Here is a 24,871-nt window from a genome sequence, read left to right on the forward strand (position 1 = left end):
ACGTCTCATGATTGCTAAGTTAACAACTTGCAATAATATTCATTCAACTCTATGTCCAGTCTAATGTAGTAATTCCATACTACCAAAAATCAATTTTGCAATTTAGAGCGCCATTGCGGATAGCTCGTTTCAAGGAGATCATTGGCGTATCTTGAAATGTAATTATAGCCTGTACGTCGCTCCCGCTCAATTTCAGCCAGTTTACTTTTTATGATACCATCACGACCAACAAATATGGGTTCTTGTGTTTCTAGATCATAAAATCTTGCCCAGAGTGACGGAGCTCCTTGTTCTTTGACCACTACTCTATCTTTTACAACTCCTGAGTCTGTTTGAACATCGATCCATTTTACACGCTTATTTTCGATCTTATGATTTTTAAACCATATCACACCTGCCTTAATCGCACGCTGCATCCGCAGTGTTGGTTTTTCAAAACGCATCAAAAATTCTAAAATTCCCACGCTTTCTCCTCCACTTAAAGAAGGTAACTCGTATGCTCTTGCTTTTGCTGGTTTTAAAGTGTGCTCATCGTGTTGCGCACACCAAACCGTCAATGTATCATCTATCGTTATTTGCATATCTAAAATTGCGTCAACTCCTTTTAAAAGTGCTTGCTCTATTTTTGATTTTTTTGCTGAAGTAACCAAAGCATAATCGGGAAAATACACAAGATCATAAAATAAATTGAGCACGCCGATCATTGCGTTGTCATTAAAAGTTATGTGGCTGTAATATCCCTCCCGCAAAGGATAGAATTGAGGCCAACCACCATTATTATACTGTGCTTCCAGTAAATAATCGATTCCTTTATTAAACGCTTCTTTATAGACAATATCTTCATTATGCTGAAGTATCTTAGCCAAAAAACGGAGTTGCGTATGTGTAGCGCCATTATCTATTGTAGTATGTTGATTCTCTTTGATTAAGTCTATAGCTTGATCAGAAAGATCTTGAGCCATATCAATGTTCTTTGCCCATCCGCCATTGGCAAATTGAAATTGTACCACTTGGTCTGCAATGCGCTGTGCTTCTGCTGAAGTATACCAAGAACGATCCTGTCTTAGAATTTCTCCCCAAGAGGTATTCTGAGCAAAAGTTGGATTTGAGAGTACGAACCCAAGCACAACAACGAGCTTTAAAATGGTCGCATTTACCGTTCTAAATATCATTATTTGAGTAAGTTTTTTGATTGAAACTTCTGCGCTTCCTCCTTAGATAATTTGGTTGCCCAAGGCACACGTTCGTTTGAAGCGCCTGCTCCGGTTGAACCAAATTCTGCATAAAAAACAGTTTGTTCTGCTTCTGGTTTTGACCAATTATGCCAACCTTCAGTTTTTATGTGAGCTTGCATTTCACAATTGATAAACACGGTTTGCGCATAATTACGCCAAGGCCTGCCTAGGTACACCGAATTTTCAGGAGCGTCACCCGTAAGTTTACAATTGATAAAAACCAAACCAAAAGCTGCTCCTTCTTCGGTTGAGGCCGCTGTGATGTAAGAACCTCCCTCTTTTGAATATATCTCACAATCTTCAAATACAGCCTGAGACCAACCGAATATAAAATCTGTGGTGCCTTCGATATAACAGTTTTTATAATATTGTTTAGAATCCCTTCCGTGCACATATAAAGTGTCTTGAAATCCTAAAAAACTACAATTCTCAAAGAATGCGTTGTCGCCATCCACGCGTACAGCTACTGCTTGACCCACGGGACCTGCACTGTTCTCAAAAGTTATATTCTTTGCCGTAAAATCACTACCAAAAACAAAAAAGGAGGAAGATCCTGTGGTTCCCATTTCTTCTCCAAACCTATTTTGTTTACTGGCATAATCATCAAAAGTCAGATACACTTGATCTCTAGATTCACCAATAAAGGTAACGTTGGTTTTAGATGCAGGCAAAACCAGCTTTTCCTTATAAATACCATTTTTAATTAAAATCTGGGTTTTTGACTTTCTGAAATCAGGAACAGCCATGATGGCCTCTTGTACCGTGCTATAATCGCCTGTACCATCTTTAGCTACAATAAAATCATAGGTTGGCTCTTGTGCTTTTATCAAAGTCGTGCTGCACAGGAGCACAGCAATAAATAAAGCAACTATTCGGTCTTTCGTGTTCGACATCATTTTTTCTTTTGGATTTATAACTTAAAAAATTTAAAGAAAGGGTACGACCGCAGTCGTACCCTAAAAAATTCAATACACACACAATTGAACTCTATTCTTTACTTAACCAGTTAGTACGTTAAAAAGCTATAGGCATTGGTTTACCGGTTACTTTGTAACGTGCACTAACACTAGATTCGGTTTGCTTTTTATTAGGTTGACCGCCGCCGGCATAAAGCGTAAACCACCCCGGTTCTACGACCAGTTGTTCTTGATCATTGATCATTGAAAACTGACGTGCATCAATACGAAATTTTACGGTTTGTGTTTCGCCCTTTTGAAGATGAATTCGTTTAAAACCAACCAGCTGCACTTGCGGCCGCGTAGTACTGGCCACTTCATCTTTTAAATACAATTGGACGACTTCATCCCCATCGTGATCTCCAGAATTGGTAACAGTTACCTGAACGTTCAAAATATTATCTGCTGCAAGCCTTCCAGAAGTCTTGATCGCATCATACGAAAATTGCGTATAGCTTAAGCCGTAACCAAAGGGATACAAAGCTTCTCCTTCAAAATAACGATAGGTACGCCCTTTCATACTGTAATCTTCAAAATCGGGTAGATCATCAACCGACTTATAATAGGTAACCGGAAGTCTTCCCGCGGGATTATAATCCCCAAACAACACATCGGCTATGGCATTACCACCTTCTTGCCCGGGATAACCTGCACTTAATATCGAAGGTACATGCTCCTGAGCATAATTAATCGCAAGCGCACTACCGTTGAGTAGAACCAATACTATTGGTTTTCCGGTGGCTACGAGAGCACGCATAAGTTCGCGTTGCTCTAGAGGAAGATCTAAGGCTGTACGATCGCCTTTTGAAAAACCTTCAACATCAATACGCATTTCTTCACCTTCTAGTCGCTCATTGAGGCCCAAAACCAAAACAGTTACATCTGAATCTTCAGCAAGATTCACAGCGCGTTCTAACTTGTTTTTTTCAGGAGTTGACCAAAGCATACGTGCTTCGGCATTACCGTAGAGGTTGCTGTATTTTATAGTAATCGCATAATCTTTTCCGGCTTCTAGATATACTTCTTTGGCATTAATAGAAGGATGATGCGTATGCTTTCCTCCGCCTGAAACCAAGTCTTCAATTTGGAAATCCAGGTACGGTTTTCCCCAATCGCTAAAATAATACGTTCCGGTCTCCGGCACGCTTAAAAACCCTGACCAGCGCACACTGTATTCCTGAAGCGCCAATCGTGGATCAGGCGTATTGATGTCCCAAGTAAAATCAACGTTATCATCAATTTGTGTAAACAAAGGATCACCCTTCCATTTGGTATTATCAAAATATGCAGCGTCTAATCCTTGCTTTCCGGAAGCTGTTCTAAAATAGATAGATGGAATTACCTGCATCGTAGGCATTCCTTGAGCGAGAGAAGCGCCTTCTTCATACACAACCTTTACTTGTGGCGCCACTTTATTGCGAATTCCCTGAACGACCGTTACCGGATTTTTTGGGGTACCGTTGTAATTTCCCCATAGCGACTGCACATTATGGGCATTGGGACCAATTACCGAAATTTGTTTCAAGTCTTTTGAAAGCGGAAGCATACGTGCTTCATTTTTTAAAAGCACGATACTTTCTTGTGCTGCTTTTCTTGCTAAAGCGGTATGTGAAGCATTGGTATTTACTGAAAAAGGAATTGTCGCATACCTAAGGTTTTCTTCAGTATCAAACATTCCCAGCTTTAAGCGCGCCCGAAACAAGCGCTCAATAGCAATATTGATCTTTTCTTCAGTAATTAATCCGTTGGCTATGGCTTCTTCAAGGGATTTATACGTAGCTCCGCAGTTTAAATCGGTTCCTGTTTCTAGAGCCAAAGCAGAAGCTGAAGCCGCGTCTGCTGTAATCTTATGATCTTCCCAAATATCGTTGATAGCGCCACAATCTGAAACCACATATCCATCAAATCCCCATTTGTTTCTTAAAATATCAAACAATAACTTATTAGAGCTCGCCGCTTCTCCTCTAAAGCGATTGTACGCCGTCATTACAGATTGTACCTGAGCGTCTTTAACCAACATTCTAAAAGCAGGCAAATACGTTTCCCAAAGATCACGCTCCGAAGTATTGGCGTCAAAATAATGTCTAGATTCCTCAGGACCACTATGCACTGCAAAGTGCTTAGCCGTGGCAACAACTTTTAGATATTCAGGATCATCGCCTTGTAAACCTTTTACGTATTGCGCTCCCAAAGTGCCGGTAAGAAATGGATCTTCCCCATACGTCTCGTGGCCTCTTCCCCATCGCGGATCTCTAAAAATATTGATGTTGGGCGACCACATCGTTAAACCTTGATAAATATCATGCTGATCGCGTCTTAGATACTCGTGATGTTTGGCGCGTGCTTCATTAGAAATTGCTGTAGCCACTTCTCGCACCAATTGAGCATCCCAGGAAGCTGCAATGCTTATAGATTGTGGAAAAACCGTGGCATAACCCGCACGAGCAACACCGTGCAAGCTTTCATTCCACCAATTGTATTTTGGGATGTTCAAACGCTCGATCGCTGGAGCGTCTGACATCAATTGCGAGATTTTCTCTTCTAAGGTCATTCGGCTGACCAAATCATTCAATCGGGTTTCAAGATCCAATTGCTCATTTTGAAAAGGAAATTGCTTTTGTGCCTCAATCTGTGTACAGCAGCAAAAAACTATGAGAAAGGTATAAACATATTTAGTCATAAGCCTTTTATTTTACCGTTATTTCAGAAGATTCAACTCCGGATTTTATTTGATAATCCTGCGTTGCTCCGGAATATTTCAGGCTTATATTTTTTGTTTTTGCTCCTGAAATCTGAATATTGGTTGATTCTTTAGATAAAAAATGAAGCTGCTCCAACACCAAATTTTTGGTGTTATGCAATTGCATCGGCGCTTCCGTAGCTTCTATTTTAACATTATTGAAGTGCACCTGATCAGAATCAATAAGTGTAAAACCTTCCTCTCCGTGAAACTGTGAATTTTTAATCGACACATTTTGAATATTCATCTCAGGAAGCCCCATAAAGAACCCAGACTTATGCGCTTTTACCGAAGTAATATCTGATATATAGATGTCTTTAAATGAAGGAGTTTCTATTGTGACTTCGGGTATATCACGATCCTCTTTATTTTCTGCTAAATCATTTGATAAATCGGGTGCCTGACCACCATAATACAAATTGAAGCGTATGGCATCGGTCTTAATTTCGTTCATATAAATATGAGAAATATAGATTTGCTCGACCACGCCGCCGCGACCACGTGTGCTTTTAAAACGCAATCCGGTATCAGTGCCTATAAAATTGCAGTGCGATATATGAATTTTTGAAACGCCTCCAGACATTTCACTCCCAACGACAAAACCTCCGTGACCGTGGTAAACAGTGTTATTTTTGATTATTACATTCTTAGTAGGCATATTCCGTTTACGTCCGTCTTCGTTCTTTCCAGATTTAATACATATCGCATCATCGCCTACATCAAACGTGTTATTATACACCAATACATTTTCACAAGACTCAAGATCGAGTCCATCACCGTTTTGCGCATACCACGGATTTCTTACGGTAAGATTCCGTACAATAATATTTTTACTCATTAGTGGATGAATATTCCACGCCGGTGAATTTTGAAAGGTTGGGCCATCCAAAAGGATATTTTCACAGTCGACCAAACTCACCATAACCGGTCTTAGAAAGCTTCGCACTGTTTGAAGTTGCTCAATCGTCCAGTCATTCAAATCTGATTTACTTCCTTTAAGTGCTGCCTCATCAGGATACCAAACCGATTTATTATCTGAAAGCACACCGCCAGACGAAATTAAAGCGTTCCATTGATGCTGGGTCATTTTAGATTTTTTTACCGGTCTCCAAGCTCCTCCATTTCCATCTATAATTCCTTTACCGGTAATGGCGATGTTTTTTGCTCCTAAAGCATTTATAGGAGAAGTTGATCGTGCCGATTTGAGTCCTTCATAACTGGTTTCAACCAGTGGATAATCGTCAAATTGATCACTAAAGAGAATAAGCGCTCCTTGCTTTAAATGTAAATTGATATTGCTTTTTAATGTTATCGGACCGGTATACCAAATGCCTTCCGGAACTACAACGGTACCACCTCCTTGGGAAAATGCCTTAGCAATAGCCTTGTGAAAAGCTTCGGTATTTTTAAACTGACCGTCACCTTTAGCTCCAAAATCGGTTATGAGATATTCTGTTCTCTTAAATTTTGGTTCAATGATTTGTTCCATTTTAAATTCTACATCAGCGTAAATTGATTTCATATCAACTTCTTGTGCTAGACCTTCAAGTACGAAAAAGCAAAAAAGTAGTATGAGTGCACTATGTTTGATTCTATTCATATAATCGATATTCTAATGTTTTCTACACTTCTATTTAAATGCCTTCAACACAAGCGTTTCTCCCTTGACAGTTTCTATATCATAGAGATAGTACGGCCCTAAATCAGGTGTACTTATTTCGACAGTTTTAGCCATTAAAGGATCACTGACTTTTGAGTTTTGAAAAAATGGATTGTCGTTAGTTCCTTGTGCCTCTTTTAAGGCTATTCCTCGCTGGTCAACCAATTGTATTTTTGATCTTAAGCGGCAAACCCCGCCTAATTGTGATTTGATTCTAATTGTTTCAAGTTGATTCTCTTTCCACTCGAAGTCACATATAAAACCACCTCTAGTCTTTAATCCCTTTACGGTCCCGGTCGCCCAAGCATCTGGTAATGCAGGAAGCAGATGAATCGCTTCATCCTGAGATTGTAATAGCATTTCTGCAATCCCTGCGGTACAACCAAAATTTCCATCGATTTGAAACGGCGGATGCGCATCTAATAAATTAGGATATGTTCCTCCTTCTTCGGTTCCATCTTCTACAAGATGTAATTGCGTTTTAATAAGATCATAGGCTCTGTTTCCGTTTAACAAACGTGCCCAAAAATTTACTTTCCAGCCCATCGACCATCCTGTAGATTTGTCACCCCGATATGTGAGCGTGTTCTGAGCTGCCTGAAACAACTTTGGGTTTCTAAATGGTGAAATCTGATTTGAAGGATGTAAACCATATAAATGCGATATGTGTCTGTGATGATCATCGGTACGATCCCAATCTTTGATCCACTCTTGCAATTGATTGTGTTTTCCTATTTGCATAGGTGGTAATCGTTTACGTTTATTGATTACTTCTTGCCTAAATGCTTCATCCTTATCTAAAATTTCTGAAGCTTTGATTAGATTAGAGAACACGTCAAAAACCAGTTGATTATCCATCGTGGTTCCATAAGAGATTCCTACACCGTCCTCATATTTGTTTTCAGGCGACATTGAAGGGGCTACTACAAGCCAATTATGTTCTGGCTCTTCTTGCAAAACATCTGCATAAAACTGAGCGCAACCTTTAAGAACAGAATAATATTCCTCAAGAAAACTTTGATCTCCTGTGTATAAATAATGTTGCCATATATGTTGTGTAAGCCAAGCCCCACCCATAGGCCACATCCCATAGAACCCTCCATCAATAACACCTGTGACTCGCCACAAATCAGTATTATGATGCATATTCCAGCCTGATGCATTATACATTTTTGAAGCACTCTCCTTTCCTGTTTCGGCCAGCTCCTTTAGCATCGTAAATAAAGGTTGATGTAATTCAGAAAGATTTGTTACTTCTGCAGGCCAGTAATTCATCTCAGTATTAATATTTACCGTGTATTTACTATCCCAAGGAGGAGTCAATTCCGCATTCCATATTCCTTGTAGATTTGCTGGCTGGCCACCGGGACGTGAGCTAGAAATTAAAAGATATCTGCCAAACTGAAAGTAAAGCGCCACCAAATCAAGGTCACTTCCATCAAAAGCATCTAAACGCTCTCTAGTAGTAAATTGATCAAATTCACTTTTCTCATTTGTACCAAGTTTTAATGCTACTCTATCATATAAATTTTGATAGTCTTTAATATGTGTTTCTTTAAGATTACTAAAGGTTTTATTCTGTACAGCATTCAAATGACCTAAAGCTATATCATGGGCATTATTGCTTAAGCTTTTATAATTCTTAAAATTGGTTCCAATGCTTACAAATAAGGTAACCTCATCTGCTTCTTGAACGTAAAGTCCATTATTTCTTTTCTCTAATTTACCCGACTTGAGCACAGGTTTGATTATAGACTCAAAACGTACTTTGCCGTCTTTATTGTCAATACTGCTGGTTTTACAATCTAGTATTAGTCTATCAGACATAACATGTAAATCCTGTTCATCTTGTTTTGAATTGAATTGTAAGCCAAATGAAAGTTTCCCCGGAGCTGATGCCTTTAAGTGAACAACCATTACTTGGTCAGGATATGAAATAAAGTAAGAACGCTTATAAGTAACCCCGTCATAAACATAACTTACTTGTGAAACGGCGTTATTCAGATCAAGACTACGCTTGTAATTAGAGATTACCTTGTGACCAAAATCAAGCTCAAGATTTCCTACGGTTTGATAAGGCATTCCATAATTCAAATTTTTGGGTGCCTGACGTGGAAAAACCACTTTTGCCAATTCCTGAGCTTCTTTATTTTTGCCCTGAAATAATAACTGTCTAATTTTCTGAATGTGAGGAAAGACTCTATTAGGTATATTATTTCCCGGTTCACCGGCCCAGACCGTCTCTTCATTCAACTGAATCTTATCAATATCAGTTCCTCCAAAAAGCATAGCTCCAATTCTTCCATTACCGACAGGAAGGGCTTCATTCCAATTAGAAGCAGGCTTATCGTACCATAACTCTTGACCGTATGTAGTCAAAAACATCGTAGAAAAAATTAGGTATATAAATTTTCTGAGAATCATTCTATTTATTATTCTGAGATTAATTCTTTTTTATCTGATATTATTGATTAATAATTCGGCACCCAATCTTTAAATATGTTCTTAAAGGTATATTGATCGCGTGTCCACTCGCTCAGCTGTTTTGACCAATAAACACGTGTTGCGGGACTTGCTCCAGCTCCGGTACTTTTATATTCTGCATAGTATGCCGTTTTTTCTTTATTGGGAAACATCGCATCGCCGGGCCAGGCATGCCAACCTTCAGATACGATATGCTTATCCATTTCGGTATCGATAAAAACTGTGCGCGCATAAGGCCTCCAAGGCCGACCAAGATAGACGCGTTCAACGTTATCTGCTGCCGTAAGCTTGCAGTTAAAAAACACGTAACCATACTCTTGATCCTGCGGAGTTGCAGCTGCGGTGATATAGGAATTTGCGGTGCTGTGAATTTCGCAATCTTGAAAAACAACAGTCGCCTGACCAAAAATAAAATCGGTAGTACCTTCGATATAACAATTTTTATAAAACTGTCTGCCGCCTTCGGTAGCTGTATAAAGCGTGTCTTGACAACCGATGATCGCGCAATCTTCAGCAATAAAACGATCCCCTTCTACGTGTAAAGCGACTGCCTGCCCTTGATTACACGAGCTATTGGCAATAGTTAAATTTTTAAAATGAATATCTGCTCCCTGTACAATTACCGTATGGGAAGTAAATGTCCCGTGTTCATTTCCCGTTACCGGATCCATTTTACCGGAATGATCATCAAAGGTGATTCTTGTTTCTCCGACACCTGAACCTTGTAAGGTAACGTTAGATACATAGGCAGGAATGACCAATTTTTCCTTGTAGACTCCGGGTTTTATTGAGATCAATACTTCGCCCGGCCCAAAAGCCCGAATAGAATTCACCGCATCTTGTATGCTCGTAAAATCTGCTTGATCCTCTTTTCCAACAGTGATGACTCGGTAAGGATCTTCAAATGGTGCTTTTAAAGTTTTGTCTAAAAAATTTAAGGTATACCTCAAAGTAGGCTCAAACCAAGGATGCATCAACCAAAAAGAATGTGGTGTTTTGGGTAATGTATGGACTTCATTGTAGATACCATAGACGTCCAATTGCGCGGTGTAATCATCGCGACCGGCGTGAAAACGAGGTTGTGCACTATTGATAAAAAGCGTTGGCGGTGTAGCCTCACTTACATATTCTAACGGTGACGCTTCTGCCCAAATCTCTGGATTTTCTTCAAAGGTGTAGCCAAGCCAGGCATCTAGCAAGGCTCCTTTTCCGGCTTCCGGATGCACAAATGAAGTTACTCCGTCTACATTAACGATCGCTTGAACCTGTGTTGAATACCGCTCTTCGGTTTCATTAAAAGTCTTGGAATTAGGTGTTACTCCCAAAAGCATAGCCAGCTGTGCACCTGCTGAAGCACCCAGCGTTGCAATTCTATTTTTATCTAAATGAAGCTGTGCAGCGTTTGCTTGCATCCAACGCAATGCATCTTTCAGATCCAGGACTCCGGCCGGATAAATCGCTTCCCTTCCCAACCTGTAAGATGCGGTGACTGCAACATAACCGTTTGCAGCCAAATGCTGCGCCATTACACGCTCATTCTCCTTACTTCCTGAAAACCATCCCCCACCGTGTATGAGCAAAACACCGGGATAGGTTTGATCAAGCGCATCTTTAGGATAATACGCATCTAATTTTAAATCAGAAGTTTCAGTCTTCTTGTAAACCACATCGGTTTGAGCCTCGTAAAGCGTATCGTTTAATGGAGTGATACTTTTAATAAAAGGATGATCATTTTTTAAATGCTCATAAGTAGTTTCAATACTGTAGGGTCGCAGATTTAGTTTTTCCTTTTGACTGTAGGTAAATGATGTTGCAAGAATTTGAATTAGAATTGTTAAATGGATAAATCTGTTCATACTATTTTGTAATTCTAAAATATTCTACATCTGCATAGCCTCCACGAGAAGCTTCGGGAGTGCTGATACTAAAAAGGCCCACTTTGGCTCCTATCCATTTTCCTACTCTGGCTTTAAAAGGCGTACCAAATTTCTTGAAATTGCGTCCATTCTCACTGAAACTAAATTGACACATCGCATCAGGAGCACTTACCGCTACTTTTAAATAAACAGTATTTGACTTCAAAGCTATTTCTTCTAACACCTCCTCTTTTGCTCCTTCATCAGCCTTTATAGCCTGTGTATTCTGAAGATAAAAAGTCCCTTCTTTTTCTGTTAGCGTAACCGCCGCGTAATCGCGCCCCATAATGATTAAACCGGTCTTGCGTTGTTCTTTTCCATCACCGGGAATTAAGGAGATTTTTGTAGCCACGTTGAACTCTGGAGCCGGAAATTTTTGTAACAGTAAATTGGGAACATCCCATAAACTGTTCATCTGCTCTGGAGGAGCGATACTGTACAACCTTAAAAAATCATTACCGGGTAATTTAGCCGACCAAAGTACGTTAGGATTGGCATTCCATTGCCATTGTAAGCCTAAACTATCCTGTTCAAAATTGTCGGTTTCTCTAGGGGTTTGAATTGCGTATTGTTCACCAACATTCGGTTTTTTATGCTGAAGTACTGGTTCTCCGATTCCGTTTCCGTTTTGATCTTTACCCATAACCGGCCAGTCATTTTTCCAATGCATCGGTTGTAGGTGAACGATCCTTCCGTAGGCATCAACATCTTGAAAATGAAAAAACCAATCCTCGCCGGTATCTGTTGTTACCCAAGCACCCTGATGCGGACCATTGATAGCGGTTGCTCCTTGTTCTAATACCACTTTCTCCTCATAGGGACCGTAAATATTCTTTGACCGAAGCACCAATTGCCACCCGGTAGAAACGCCGCCAGCCGGTGCAAAAATGTAATAGTATCCGTTGCGTTTATAAAATTTAGAGCCTTCAACTGTAGGATGGTTCTCGTGCCCGTCAAAAACGTGTCGGCCATAGTCTAGCACTTTTGTACCTTCAGCATTCATTTTATGCACGGTAAGAATACTTTTTACTCCTGCTCTACTTCCTGCCCAGGCATGAACTAAATAGGCCTTTCCATCTTCATCCCATAAAGGAGATGGATCAATTGCCCCTTTGGCTTCCATCATCAAAACAGGTTCCTCCCAATTGCCAAAAGGATCATCTGTTTTAACCATATAAATGCCAAAATCAGGATCGCCCCAGTAGATATAGAGTTCGTTATTGTGCACCCGTATAGAAGGCGCCCAGACGCCATTTCCGTGTTGTGGCGTATTAAAATGTTTTACAGGTACTTGTTTAGGAAGCGCATAATTAACCAGTTCCCAGTTTACAAGATCTTTAGAATGCAAAATGGGTAAGCCCGGTGCTGCATTAAAGCTTGAGGAAGTCATAAAATAATCATCCCCCCACTGCACGACGTCAGGATCTGAATAATCTGCGTGAATGATGGGATTTTTATACGTTCCATCTCCTTGGTCTGCAATCCAAACTTCAGAAACATAGGTTTTTTGTTGCGCGATTAAGCAACTTGAACATAGAAAAATAAGTAAGCGTAGGTAATTCATTGTATTTCTTATTTATTGTAGCATCAATGGGTTTGAGATTACGTCCCCGATAACTATCGAGATGTCTCGAAACTGGATAATTATTCCCAGCGAATGGCTCAGAGCTTGTCTCGAGAATTATTTATCTAACTCTAAACTTGCCAAAATGAATGCGCCGGTTCCTTTGGGATCATTAGAACGTTTTTGTTCATTGATGTAATATTCAAAAGAGCCATCGCGATCTGCGCTTAAACCTGCTACAGCACAACATTGATTAAGATTCACGACCCCATTTTCTTCAACTGAAATAAGCTCTTGGGTAATCCCGTTAAAACCTTTCTTTGCTACATTCATATAATCTTGAGGTAAATAGCCTTTGTTTACACCCTTAGCAAGTGTATAGGTAAACATAGACGATCCGGTCGCTTCCAAATAATTTCCTTCACGATCTCCCTGATCTAATACTTGATACCACAAACCAGTTTCTTCATTCTGAACCTTGGCAATTGCTTCGGCAAATTGATTGAGATACGTGATCAAGCGTGTTCTCCCTTCGTAATCCTCAGGTAGATAATCTAACACATCAACGAGCGCCATTCCGTACCAGCCCATCGCTCTAGACCAAAAGTTTGGAGAAGTTCCGGTTTCTTCATCTGCCCAAATCTGTTCTTTACTTTCATCCCACCCGTGGTATAAAAGTCCGGTCTCAGCATCATAATTATGTTCTTGAATCAAATCAAATTGATGCACAATATCATCATATGCTTTTTGAGCATCCTCCCCATCAACATAGGTTTGGGTGTAAGCCGCATAGAAGGGTTCTGCCATGAAAAGACCGTCTAGCCACATTTGATGCGGATAGCGTTTTTTATGCCAAAAACCACCATCACTCGTGCGAGGTTGGGAGTCTATTTGTTTTCGAAGTAAGTCAATTGCTTTTTTAAAGCGTTCTTCTTGAGTTTTATCATAAACGTAGAGCAAAACATCACCCGACTTTAGCATATCAAGATTTTGCTTTTCTAGTCCGTAGGTTTTAATGCTTCCGTCTTCATTTACCATCGTATCAGGATATCCGTAAATATAATCGTAGTATTTTTCCTTTCCGGTTTCTTCATAAACCCGACGCGCCGCATTTAAGACTAGACCGTTAGGATAACTCCATTTAGGTTTATCATGAAAGTCAAGCATCCAGGATTCTGGAAATCGATGCATTTCTGATAACAACATACGTTCTGACCATTTAAGGTCTTCACTTACCAGTTGTGTTTCTTCAGTTGAAGTTTCAATCTCCTTTTGCTTTTCCTTACACGCACTAAGCAGTGTAAGGAAAACAAAAGCAAGGCTATTTAATAAATAAATTAGTTTCTTTTTCTTCATTTTTTTCTTAGTAATTATTGAGATGCGTGACCATAACCTTGTGTGATCAATCCATTAGATTGCGATAAGGTTTCCGAAGGAATTGGCATAATATATCTAGGTGGTTCACCAGAAGCATAATAAGAATCTGGGTAGCCTTTAAAAATGTCTGAGGTATAGTGACTCTCATTTTCGATCATATTGATTCCCCAAGGAGAACGTTGATAACCTTCAGCCTCCAATTGGGCAGCTAAAGTGCCATCAGGATCGATGTACTCATATAAACCTCTAATCGCTAAATTCACTTCGTCGCTAGGAAGCGTGCTGATGTAATCGGTCCATAAATCGCTCGTTCCTCTCCATCCGGGAACTAGTACGGGATACGTAGGATCTGAAGGAACCAAGCCGTCTGGGGTTTCTGTTGTAAGCAAGTTCAATGTAGGATCTATATCTTTAATGTCTACAAACTTGGTCCAGATGTAGCTTGAAATCGTGACACCGGTTTCTGGAAACGTGTAGAATCCATCAGTTTTTAAGCCATTAACCATCGCAATTTGACGATCTCTTAAGGCGACTATTCGCTCTGGCATATCGCCATAAAGTGTCATATCCCAACGGGTTTTACCTTCACCGGCCAATTCCAATTTACGTTCAAAAGCGATCGCGTCAAGAAGCGCATTTCCAGAAAGTGCATTTACGTAATTGGTGACAAATTCAGTTTGATCTTCTGCATCAAAAGCTCTACTACGCACCTGTGTTAGATAGGTTTTTGCTGTAGCCTCATCTCCTGTTGCTGCAGAAGCGTAAGCTAAATCTAACATTACATCTGCCATACGCAATTGTTGCCAGTTACAACCTGATCTACGCTGTGCGGCGATATACGGATCTGCAAAACGTGCTTCATCTAATTTGTTTAATGCGAGGCCACCTTTTTCACGACTTCCCGGTGAAAAATCAATTAAGCGCTCTGAAGCTGCACCTGAATTGGCAGTAACACAAGCTGTAACATCTCTACGCTTATCTTCAGGAACGAAATCTCCATAATAGAAACTTGCATAAATACGCGCCTGACCGTAATTTTTTGTTGGATAAGCATTAGAGCCACCACCACCAGATGGTCTACCAAATGAGTATGGGAAATCTGAATTAAATCCTCTTGTATAGCCAGATTCGTAAATAGATTCCGGACTAACCTGTAAATCCATCAAGTATTGAAAGTTACGTTGAAATGGGTTGTTGTAACCTTCTCCACGATCGTCATTCTCGATCAAACGTGCAGAACCCGGATTGTTAACTACATTAAGGTAATGCGTTTTTGCGAGTTCCATATAACGTTGCCAGTCTGATCGACGTACGTATTTGGCTTGCCAGGTTCCATTCTCTACCCCTATTTGATCAAAGGTTACACTTCCGTAATCAAAATCTGTACGACGCAACTGATATCCGGCAGCATCAAAAGCCATACGACCAATTACCGCATCTGCATACGTTCCTGAAAAGCGCTCTGCGTTGATGTTATTTTCACCTAAACGATACATCAAAGGTGCTGCAGCTTGTAAAGCTTCGATTTCACTATCATAAATCAAATCTCTAGAACTTAATCCTAAGGAATCGGTTTGAGCTGTGGTACGTATCGCATAATTGAAATAAGGAACATCCCCAAAATACCGAACCAAAAGTTTATAGCAGGTTGCGCGTGCTGCAACAGCTTCACCGTAAACTTGCGTCCATGGGCTAGGCTCTCCTGCGGCAACATCATTTTGATATTCTTCTTTAGCTTCAATACTTTCAATCATAATATTGCAACGATTGATGATCTGGTAACATTCAGTCCAAGTATCTTTTGAACTTCCGTAGTCAATATCAAATTCTGAAGCAAAGAGTCCTTCTGGAATATGCCGCTGTTGTGCACTGTAGTTTTCAGGATGTCTTTCTGAATCAGAACCTACAACTTCAGTATCATAATACATCCTACGATCTAAATCGTACCACAGGTCATAGATACCGTTCATTACTTTTTGCGCATCTGCGGGAGAGGCAAAAACAAAATCCTCATCTACATTTGAAGGAGCCGTAACGTCTAAATAATCATCTTCACAAGAGGTAATTAGAAAACTAATTACGCCTAATATTATTAATAGCTTTTTCATAATCTATACTGGATTAAAAATTTTTAAAATTCAAGATTGAGTCCAAGAGTTACTGTTCTTGGTCGTGGATATGCCTGATAATCAAATCCCGGTGTTGGGTAATACGAACTTCTACCGGTCTCATCTACATTCACTTCCGGGTCATAACCGCTATAACCTGTCAAGGTAAATACGTTAAATACCGAACCGTAAAAACGCAATCTGGTAATTCCCAATTTCTCTGGATTAGGTAAGGTATATCCTATCGTTAAGGTGTTTAATCTTAAGAATGAACCATCCTCTATCGCAAAGGTTGAAACCACAGCATTTTCAGGATAAGGCAAGAAAGTTGTCGCATTCTCATTCAAAGCATCTAGCGCGGCTGGCTCAACAACCTGATTTAACTGCCCATCGACAATATCATAGATTTTATAATGCCCTGCCAATTCTTGAAATCGATTGCGAAACAATCCAGCTTCTTTATTTCCTAAATAAGCTGCCTGATGCGTAACATTATAAAGATCATTACCATAACTCCAGTTAAAGTTTAAAGCAAAATCAATGGCTTTGTAATTTCCACTAAAATTGAAACCACCGGTGTGTACAGGATTGGTGTCTCCAATAATACCGATATCTAAATCATCGATCACACCGTCACCATTTGTGTCCTTAACTTTTTGTACGCCAGGATAAGCCGTTTGTGCTCCTGGCTTGTTACTTGCCGTACCATAAACGTTACCCAAGACACCACTCGCATAATCTGCAACGCCGTCTTTTAACGTATAGGTTTGTGTATCTGGATCGTAGTTAAAATCATCTGTAGTATACCAGCCATCATAAATATAACCGCGAATAAGTCCGACTGGTTGACCAACTTGGAAAACATAATCTTCACGTGGGTTTTGCGCTACACTCCCCCAGTTAGACCCGTATTGCCCATCAATACCTTCAGCTAATTCATCGATATTTCCTCTGTTAATACTGATATTAAAGCCACCTTGAAGGTTGAAATTTTCTGAAGTGACAATATCTGTACTCAAAGTCAGCTCGATACCCTTATTACTGGTTTGTCCTATGTTTTCCTGAGTAAATGAAAAACCGGTTAATGGGGAAACATCTCGCACGAGTAATAAATCTTTAACCGTGTTTTTATAAAGTTCTAGACTACCGGAAACTTTTCGGTCAAAAAGGGTAAAGTCTAAACCTATATTACGTGTAATGGTGGTCTCCCACTTCAAATCTGGATTTGCAATAAGCGAAGATGCCGGTCTGTAAAGCGGCTGAATCGTTTCATTAATCGAATAGGTTCCTGTAGCTGATGCCCAGCTTTGTTTCCATAATTCAGAACTGATCGCATCACTACCCACGGCACCATAGGCCAATCGAAGTTTTAAATCATCAATCCACGAGGTATTGCTTAAAAACTCTTCTTCTGAAAGTCTCCAGGCAAAAGCTCCCGCTGGAAAATACCCCCAGCGATTGCTAGGTGCAAAACGCGATGAACCATCTGCACGGAACGTTCCTGTAAATAAATAACGGTCTAGATAAGAATAATTAAACCTTCCAAAATACGATTGAAGTCGATTAGGAATTCCGATCTGTGATCCCAGCTGAAAGTTTTCTTGATCCTCTCGGCGTAAAAAATCATTCATATTTGCCCAGGCTCTTGTAGCATCGTAAGACGCTGGAAATTCATTACCACGAATATCTGTAAATTCTGAACCTGAATCTGAAATTTCCATACCGGCAAGTACACTCAACTGGTGATCCTCACCTAAGCCCTGAACTTCGTAGTTCAACGTATTGATCCATCTCAAATTCCATCCTTCTGCAGCGCGAATACGGGCATCTCCGCTATAGGTAACATTCCCGGCGTTATCTAGATAATTATTTACGATCGCTCCCTCCCAATATTTAGCACGTGACCAGTTGGCACTAATGCTGAAATTGGTTTTTGCAGTTAAACCGTCTATAATTTCCCAATTGATCGCGGTATTTGCCACAAGCGATCTTGAACGCTGATCACTATCGGTATCGTTCAGCAGTGCCACCGGATTGTAAAAATCCTGTAGAACTTGGTTATAATCTCCAAGTTGAGTATTCACGGTGACATCAGACTCTCCGAGAATATCTTCACTTGCAATGGGTCTAAACCAATATGCATTAGAATTACCTTGATTATTTCCTTCTCTTACATCAACAAATCGCGTGTTAATGGTAAAATCGAGACGACTGCTTATTTCCTGATCAAGTTTGAACTGCACATTACTTCGTTTATAAAAAGAACGAGTTTTATTACCATCTTGATCGATATGGTTTAAGGCTAAAAGATATTTAGTTTTTTCGGTACCACTGGAGATGTTCAAGTTGTGGTTATGCGTATATGCAGAATTGAACAATTCTTTAGTAAAATCTTTGCTATCTACATTTCTATAGTAATCGATTCCCTCAGGATTACCCTCTTGATATCTTCCTATTGCCCAAAGTTGCTCCCAGGCGTCAGCATATTGATCACCAATTGCATCGGCATACGCCCAGTTATAAGCGATATAGTCATAGCCATTCATCACGGGGATGTACTCCGGAATATAGCTGTATTGCGCAAAACCATCATAGGTAATGCGCGTTTTGCCGGCACTACCACTCTTTGTAGTTACGATAATTACACCGTTTGCACCTCGAGAACCATAAATAGCGGTTGAAGAAGCATCTTTTAAAACATCAATACTTTTAATCTGATTCCCCGGGATATTACTTATTGAACTTACCGGAAAACCATCTACAATAAATAAAGGTTGATTACTTTGAGAGATCGATCCGCCACCACGTACACGAACGCGAACGTCTGCTCCCGGACGACCATCCTGAGTGCTGATGTTAACACCGGCAAGCTTACCTTGTAAAGCCTGTGTTGCATCGGCCACCGGTACTTTTGCGACCTCTTCTCCTGAAATTGATGCTATAGCACCAGTTACATTACGACGGGAGGAAGTTCCGTAACCAATAACGACAACTTCTTCGAGTGCTGCGACATCAGTTTCCAGAATAATGGACAAATTTTGCTGCGTTGGCGATACCTCAATCGATTTCGTAATAAAACCAACAGAAGAAACAGTAAGAACCATTGTTGAAGCAGGCAGTTCAATAGTAAAATTTCCGTCAAAATCGGTTACCGCTGCATAATTGGTGTCTTCGACAAAAATATTAACGCCTGGTAAAGGCATTCCGTCGTCTTTTGAAGTTACCGAACCGGTTACACTACGCATGTCCTGAGCAAAGCCCACTTGAAAAAGGAACAGTGCAAAAACAATACAGACCGACCTGAATCGGCCTTTAAACAACTTTGGTGAAGATGTAATTTTCATTGCATAAGTTTTAAATTAGTTTCTACAATCGATTGTATTTTGAAAAAATAGATATTGATTTAAATAATACTAAAATCATCACCAAACCTAGGTTTAGCGAGCAGTACAACAAGTTTTTCAAAATACAACTAATGGTATATTTGACTACAAGTATAATCAAAATATATTGACCTACAAATTAAAACGTTAATTTTTCTAAAAATTATGCTTACACTCTATTAATTTTTAGCTGTTTATAAAAAACACGAAGAAGAAGTCTTAAATAAAACGTTTTTCCTACTGGAAGATTTTATCTTTAGATAGGCACGGAAAGATGATTATTAAACATACTAACGATGGAAACAACTCTTATTATTACCAACAATACATTCAATTTATTGCATCTATTTTCACAAGGAGCCATCGTTTACTAGCCGGTATCCTTAAAAAAGCTTTTCTGAAATATTCTATACAGAATTCTTCAGAACTTGCTTTGACGATTTTTCTTGGCCAAGACCAGATGGTTTCGTTGAAAGTATTTTGTTTGGTGAGAGGCTGCGAAAATGACGCCCTATCCTTGTATATTCGCTACTTTAGAATGAATAAAAAATTAATCCAGCTCTGAAGAATCGATGAGGCGTTGCTCGGCTGCAGCTACTTTTTCAATCCGCACCTTTACAGATTTACTTATTGGTGTCTGACTGCGCTCTGCAAAATGATTGTAGGGAACAAGAATATTAGTTTCCGGGAAATAGGCTGCGACATTTCCTTTAGGAATGTTATAAGGAACAATTAAAAACTTTCTGGCGGTGCGCACAACACCGTCATAGGTACTGGTAAGATTGACGACATCAAGCTTTTGAAGACCTAAATCCTTCATATCCTCTTTATTAATAAATACCACGCGACGCTCATTATAAACACCTCGGTAGCGGTCATCTAATCCATAGATTGTCGTGTTGAATTGATCGTGAGAGCGCATCGTCATCAGCATAAATTCATCAGAATCTAAAGTATGCTCAGGTAATTTATTGACGGTAAGTTGAGCTTTTCCTTCCGGGAGCATACTAAAATCAAGATTACGTACATTATTAGGCAGATAAAAACCGTGACCTTCAGAGCGTTTGGAAGTATCTTCAAAACCTTTTGCCACTTTATCAATATACTCGCGAATCAAATCATAATCTTCCCCTAAACGTTTCCAGTCAAGTGGATGATAATCGAAATAGGTATTAGCTATTTCTGCAATAATTTGCGGTTCGCTGCGTAAATTTCCTGTAGCAGGTTTGAGAATTCCCTTAGACTGACTCACCTTTCCCATACTGTTTTCCACAGTAAAATAACGTTTGGTATCGCCATTCATATCCTTTTCAGACCTTCCTAATGTAGGCAGAATCAATGCGGTTTTTCCGGTTACTAAATGGGTTCTGTTGAGTTTCGTACTTATCTGAACGGTCAACTCACATTGCTCAATAGCTTCGGCGGTATATTGCGTATCAGATGCGGCCATTAAAAAATTTCCGCCTAAACAGAAAAAAGCTTTGGCTTTACCTTCGTGCATAGCTTGAATAGATTCTACCACATCCCAACCTTTATGAGCGGGTGGTTCAAAAGCCATATGCTTTCTAATGCGCTCATTCATCGCTTCGTCTACAAAATGCTGTATCCCGACACTTCTATCGCCTTGCACGTTGCTATGCCCTCGTACGGGACAGGTTCCTGCTCCGGACTTTCCTAAAGCTCCTTTCAGTAAAAGTAAATTGACGAATTCACGTATATTTTCTACACCATTTTTATGTTGTGTAAGTCCCATTGCCCAACACACAATGATCTTCTTAGATTTCCGAAGCATCGCCACCGCCTTATTGATCGAAGCTTCACTCACGCCGCAACGCGCCAGAAGATCTTCTTCATCGTATTGCGCCAAATCATTCATAAAGCTTTGATAGCCCGAAGTGTATTTTTCAATAAAAGCGTGATCAAAAACTTGATGATCTATACTGTCTAAAGTCGCTAGTTTCTTTAGGATCAACTTCATCAACGGAATATCCTGATTGATTTTTACCGGTAAATGCAAATCTGCCATTTGCACTCCGCTTCCAATGGTTCCGCTTAAATGCTGCGGATTTTTAAAATTGACTAAACCTGACTCTTCTAACGGATTTATGCTTATCACTTTTCCGCCGTTGTTTTTACATTTTTCTAGGGCAGACATCATACGCGGGTGATTGGTTCCCGGATTTTGACCCGCGATCAAGATCACTTCAGCTTCATATAAATCTTCTAAAACGGTAGACCCCTTCCCTATTCCTAAGGTTTCTCCAAGCGCAACACCGCTAGACTCGTGACACATATTAGAACAATCCGGTAAATTGTTAGTGCCTAGCGCACGTGCAAAAGTTCCATACAAAAATGCAGCTTCATTGCTCGAGCGTCCCGAAGTATAGAAAATGGCTTCATCAGGAGCATTTAATGCTTTGAGGTGCTTGGCGATCAAGTCATAAGCTCCTTGCCAGGATATGGGTTCATAATGATTACTCCCCGGTTTTAAAACCAAAGGTTCGGTAAGACGACCAAATTTATTGAGTTCGTAATCAGACAACTGCGAAAGCTCTGCTACGCTCCACTTTTTGAATAGGTTTTTATCAGCCTTTGCAGTGGTTGCTTCATCCGCCAGCGCTTTTGCTCCATTCTCACAATATTCGGCAACAGGAGATCTATTTTCTGGGTCTGGCCAGGCACAACTCGGGCAATCAAAACCATCTTTTTGATTCATCTTAAGCAAAGCGCCCATAGAGCGTAAAACTCCCATTTCTTTAAAACCGTGCTTTAGAGCTTCTTTTACGCCTAGCATTCCTGCGGCATCGCGTACAGGATCTCCGAGTTTAATATTGGTAAATTCTTCGATTCCGGTGATTGAAACTCCTCGTCTTAAAGGCTTTGACATAATAGTACGATTCTTTGAAATTATAACGGTTTAAGCAGCTTGAACGCTCCTAAGAAATCTCAAGTTAAATAATAATTGTGCGGTGATCTATTAAGGAAAAACTAAATAAATGCAGAAGATTGAAGCAGGGATATTAAAAGCGTGTTAATCACGAAACTATTTTATCTCCCTCCTCAGTCTTTCGTTATATTCGCTAAAACATAACGCTTATAAGAATGATTTCAGTTGCTCAAGCTCAAAAGTCGGTTATCGATAATGCTGCGCTTTTACCAAAACTAAAGGTAGAATTGAGTGCTAGCAGTAATCAGTTCTTGGCACAAGACATCATTGCTCCCCTCTCATTGCCTCCATTTCGTCAATCGGCGATGGATGGATATGCCTTCATTTATGATGAGAATTGCACGTCTTTAAAAGTTGTTGGAAAAGTACAAGCCGGGGCTGCGGAAGTTCCTAAGTTGAAAAAAGGAGAAGCCATTCGAATTTTTACGGGAGCAGCGGTTCCTGCAGAAGCAGATACGGTTATCATTCAAGAGCACACACAACTTGAACGCGATCAACTTTTCATAGAAAAACTACCTGTAAAAGGCGCAAACATTAGACCTATTGGTGAGCAAATTGAAAAAGGAGTTGTGGTCTTAAAACAAGGCCATCAGGTCAATGAAGCTTCAATTGGTTTTATGGCGGGCCTTGGACTTACAGAAATTGAGGTTTACAGAAAACCAAAAGTTGCCGTGCTGATGACAGGTGATGAATTGCAGGCGCCGGGAAGCAAACTCAAACCCAATCATATTTATGAGAGTAACGGTATTATGCTCAAAAGTGCTTTAAAGCGTATAGGCATTGATAGCATCGAACTTTTAAAAGTTGAAGATACTTTAGAGGCTACCATCAAAATGGTAAAAAGTACGCTTGAAAATGCAGATGTGCTATTAGTTTCCGGTGGAATTTCGGTTGGAGATTATGATTTTGTGCAAGATGCTTTGATCACAAATGAGGTTAAAGAACATTTTTATAAAGTAAATCAGAAACCTGGAAAGCCGCTTTGGTTTGGGACTAAAGAAGAAAAGTCGGTTTTTGGACTTCCAGGAAATCCGGCTTCCAGCTTGACTGCTTTTTACGTTTATGTTTTGCCTCATTTAAGAGCACGTATGGGAAGTCTAGATCCTTTTCTACCACAGCGCAAAGCAAGGCTTACAACGACCATTAAAAACATTCATGGCAAAACCCTGTTTTTAAAAGCCGGTGTGACTCGAGATAAGATTACACCATATACCGGGCAAGCAAGTTCCATGCTTAATACCTATGCGCTGAGTAATGCCTTGCTGATGATTCCTGAAGAAAAAGAAATTCTCAAAGAAGGTGATTGGGTTACTTATATTGATTTGAACTTTTAAGATGAGAGCGGTAAAAAGTAGAGTTTGGATTGAAGAAGATGGTCAAGTATTTCTTGGTTACGGGCGTGTTGAACTATTAAAAAATATTGAAAAAACGCAATCGATAAGTGCAGCGGCCAAGGCGATGAACATGTCTTATAAAAAAGCTTGGAGTCTTATCAATTCGATGAATACGCTTTCAGACACTCCCCTTGTGATTACTAACACCGGTGGCAAGTCTGGCGGTGGGACTGTTTTGACTGCGTATGGTAAATCAATGATTGCTGAATTTGAAAAACTCAATACGGCTTGCGAGACTTTTTTGGATGAAAAATATGACGATTTAAAAGAAGCCTAACTGATGATTGATCCTTTAAAAAATAACATTCCGGCTTACATTTTATGTGGAGGTAGAAGTTCAAGAATGGGACAAGACAAAGGTCTAGTAACGCTTCAGGAAAATGAATTTATTTCGCACATAATCAATACTTTAAAAAACATTACAGATTCAATAGTTCTAGTCACCAAGAATAAAGAATATGGTCGTTTCAGACTTCCCATAATACAAGATATTTATGCTGAAAAAGGTCCATTGGGAGGAATTCACGCAGCACTTCAGCATACGGAAGAATCGCAAATTTTGGTATTCAGTTGTGATATACCACTTTTAAAATCTTATGTTATTGAAGAACTACTTAGGTTTAAAAATTCAGCAGATATTGTCTTCGCAAAAACTGAAAAAAAATGGCATCCTTTGATAGGCATTTATGCTAAATGTTTGCTACCTGAAGTTGAAGAGAATCTAAAGCAAAACAAACTCAAATTGATTGATTTTATCAAAGAGCAAAATTATAAAGCTGTTAATTTTATAGATGAGGCGGCGTTTACCAATATTAATACGCCTGCAATTTTAGCGCGTTTGGAAAAAAATTTAGTCTAAATGGAAATTACACTGAAATATTTTGGTCAGCTGGTAGATGTTATGGGGACACACGAAGAAAAGAGACCTGTAGATTGCTCCACCACAATGGCCTTGCTTGAACAGTTAAAAAAGAATAACGCGATAAGTCACATTCCTTTTCAGTTGGCGATCAATCAAAAACTAATTGATCAAGATGAAGCTGTAAGTCTCCACGACGGTGACGTGATTGCATTACTTCCGCCTTATGCCGGTGGATAAATTATAAA

15 protein-coding genes are annotated in these 24,871 nt (G+C 39.8%); 4 read left to right on the forward strand and 11 right to left on the reverse strand.

What is annotated here, in order from left to right:
* Positions 1–89 precede the first annotated feature (89 nt).
* From pelA to WA338_RS15255, 11 genes are all read right to left on the reverse strand, one after another.
* Positions 90–1,172 carry a pectate lyase gene (pelA, locus tag WA338_RS15205; RefSeq protein WP_272985529.1) on the reverse strand — a complete coding sequence of 361 codons (1,083 nt, stop codon included), beginning with the start codon at positions 1,170–1,172 and terminating at the stop codon, positions 90–92.
* Complete coding sequence (locus tag WA338_RS15210) at positions 1,172–2,131, reverse strand: pectinesterase family protein (protein WP_272985531.1); 960 nt, start codon at positions 2,129–2,131, stop codon at positions 1,172–1,174. Before WA338_RS15210 ends, pelA begins: the two co-directional genes overlap by 1 nt.
* A 118-nt stretch (positions 2,132–2,249) precedes the next feature.
* The gene (locus WA338_RS15215; RefSeq protein ID WP_273016261.1) at positions 2,250–4,871 is read right to left on the reverse strand and encodes a glycoside hydrolase family 3 C-terminal domain-containing protein; all 2,622 of its coding nucleotides are present in this window, start codon (positions 4,869–4,871) and stop codon (positions 2,250–2,252) included.
* Between the two features lie 7 nt (positions 4,872–4,878).
* Positions 4,879–6,531: a glycoside hydrolase family 28 protein gene (locus WA338_RS15220; RefSeq protein WP_272985534.1), complete on the reverse strand. Its 1,653-nt coding sequence runs from the start codon at positions 6,529–6,531 to the stop codon at positions 4,879–4,881.
* Between the two features lie 30 nt (positions 6,532–6,561).
* Positions 6,562–8,976 carry a glycoside hydrolase family 95 protein gene (locus WA338_RS15225; RefSeq protein WP_272985535.1) on the reverse strand — a complete coding sequence of 805 codons (2,415 nt, stop codon included), beginning with the start codon at positions 8,974–8,976 and terminating at the stop codon, positions 6,562–6,564.
* 86 nt (positions 8,977–9,062) lie between these two features.
* Entirely contained in the window at positions 9,063–10,931 is a 1,869-nt protein-coding gene (locus tag WA338_RS15230; protein ID WP_272985537.1) for a pectinesterase family protein, read from the reverse strand.
* A 1-nt stretch (position 10,932) separates the two neighbouring features.
* Positions 10,933–12,555 (reverse strand): glycoside hydrolase family 43 protein, encoded by a 1,623-nt coding sequence (locus WA338_RS15235; protein WP_272985539.1) that lies wholly within the window; start codon positions 12,553–12,555, stop codon positions 10,933–10,935.
* A 117-nt stretch (positions 12,556–12,672) separates the two neighbouring features.
* Entirely contained in the window at positions 12,673–13,911 is a 1,239-nt protein-coding gene (locus WA338_RS15240) for a glycoside hydrolase family 88/105 protein (protein ID WP_272985540.1), read from the reverse strand.
* A 14-nt stretch (positions 13,912–13,925) separates the two neighbouring features.
* Entirely contained in the window at positions 13,926–16,040 is a 2,115-nt protein-coding gene (locus WA338_RS15245) for a RagB/SusD family nutrient uptake outer membrane protein (protein WP_272985541.1), read from the reverse strand.
* Positions 16,041–16,063: 23 nt separating this feature from the next.
* Complete coding sequence (locus tag WA338_RS15250; protein WP_272985543.1) at positions 16,064–19,384, reverse strand: SusC/RagA family TonB-linked outer membrane protein; 3,321 nt, start codon at positions 19,382–19,384, stop codon at positions 16,064–16,066.
* Between the two features lie 589 nt (positions 19,385–19,973).
* Complete coding sequence (locus tag WA338_RS15255) at positions 19,974–22,310, reverse strand: FdhF/YdeP family oxidoreductase (protein ID WP_272985544.1); 2,337 nt, start codon at positions 22,308–22,310, stop codon at positions 19,974–19,976.
* A 215-nt stretch (positions 22,311–22,525) separates the two neighbouring features.
* Between WA338_RS15255 and WA338_RS15260 the strand changes: the two genes are divergently transcribed.
* The 4 genes from WA338_RS15260 to WA338_RS15275 are packed head-to-tail and all read left to right on the forward strand — an operon-like array spanning position 22,526 to position 24,863.
* Positions 22,526–23,704: a molybdopterin molybdotransferase MoeA gene (locus WA338_RS15260; protein ID WP_272985546.1), complete on the forward strand. Its 1,179-nt coding sequence runs from the start codon at positions 22,526–22,528 to the stop codon at positions 23,702–23,704.
* Position 23,705: 1 nt separating this feature from the next.
* A complete protein-coding gene (locus tag WA338_RS15265) occupies positions 23,706–24,041 on the forward strand; it encodes a winged helix-turn-helix domain-containing protein (RefSeq protein ID WP_272985548.1) in 336 nt (111 codons plus the stop codon).
* 3 nt (positions 24,042–24,044) lie between these two features.
* Positions 24,045–24,623, forward strand: coding sequence for a molybdenum cofactor guanylyltransferase (locus WA338_RS15270; protein ID WP_272985550.1), 579 nt, complete (start codon positions 24,045–24,047; stop codon positions 24,621–24,623).
* On the forward strand, positions 24,624–24,863 hold the full coding sequence (locus WA338_RS15275) for a MoaD/ThiS family protein (protein WP_272985551.1): 240 nt from the start codon (positions 24,624–24,626) through the stop codon (positions 24,861–24,863).
* Positions 24,864–24,871 lie beyond the last annotated feature (8 nt).

Origin of the sequence: Leeuwenhoekiella sp. CH_XMU1409-2 (genome assembly GCF_037029365.1) — a bacterium.
GTDB classification, from domain to species: domain Bacteria; phylum Bacteroidota; class Bacteroidia; order Flavobacteriales; family Flavobacteriaceae; genus Leeuwenhoekiella; species Leeuwenhoekiella blandensis.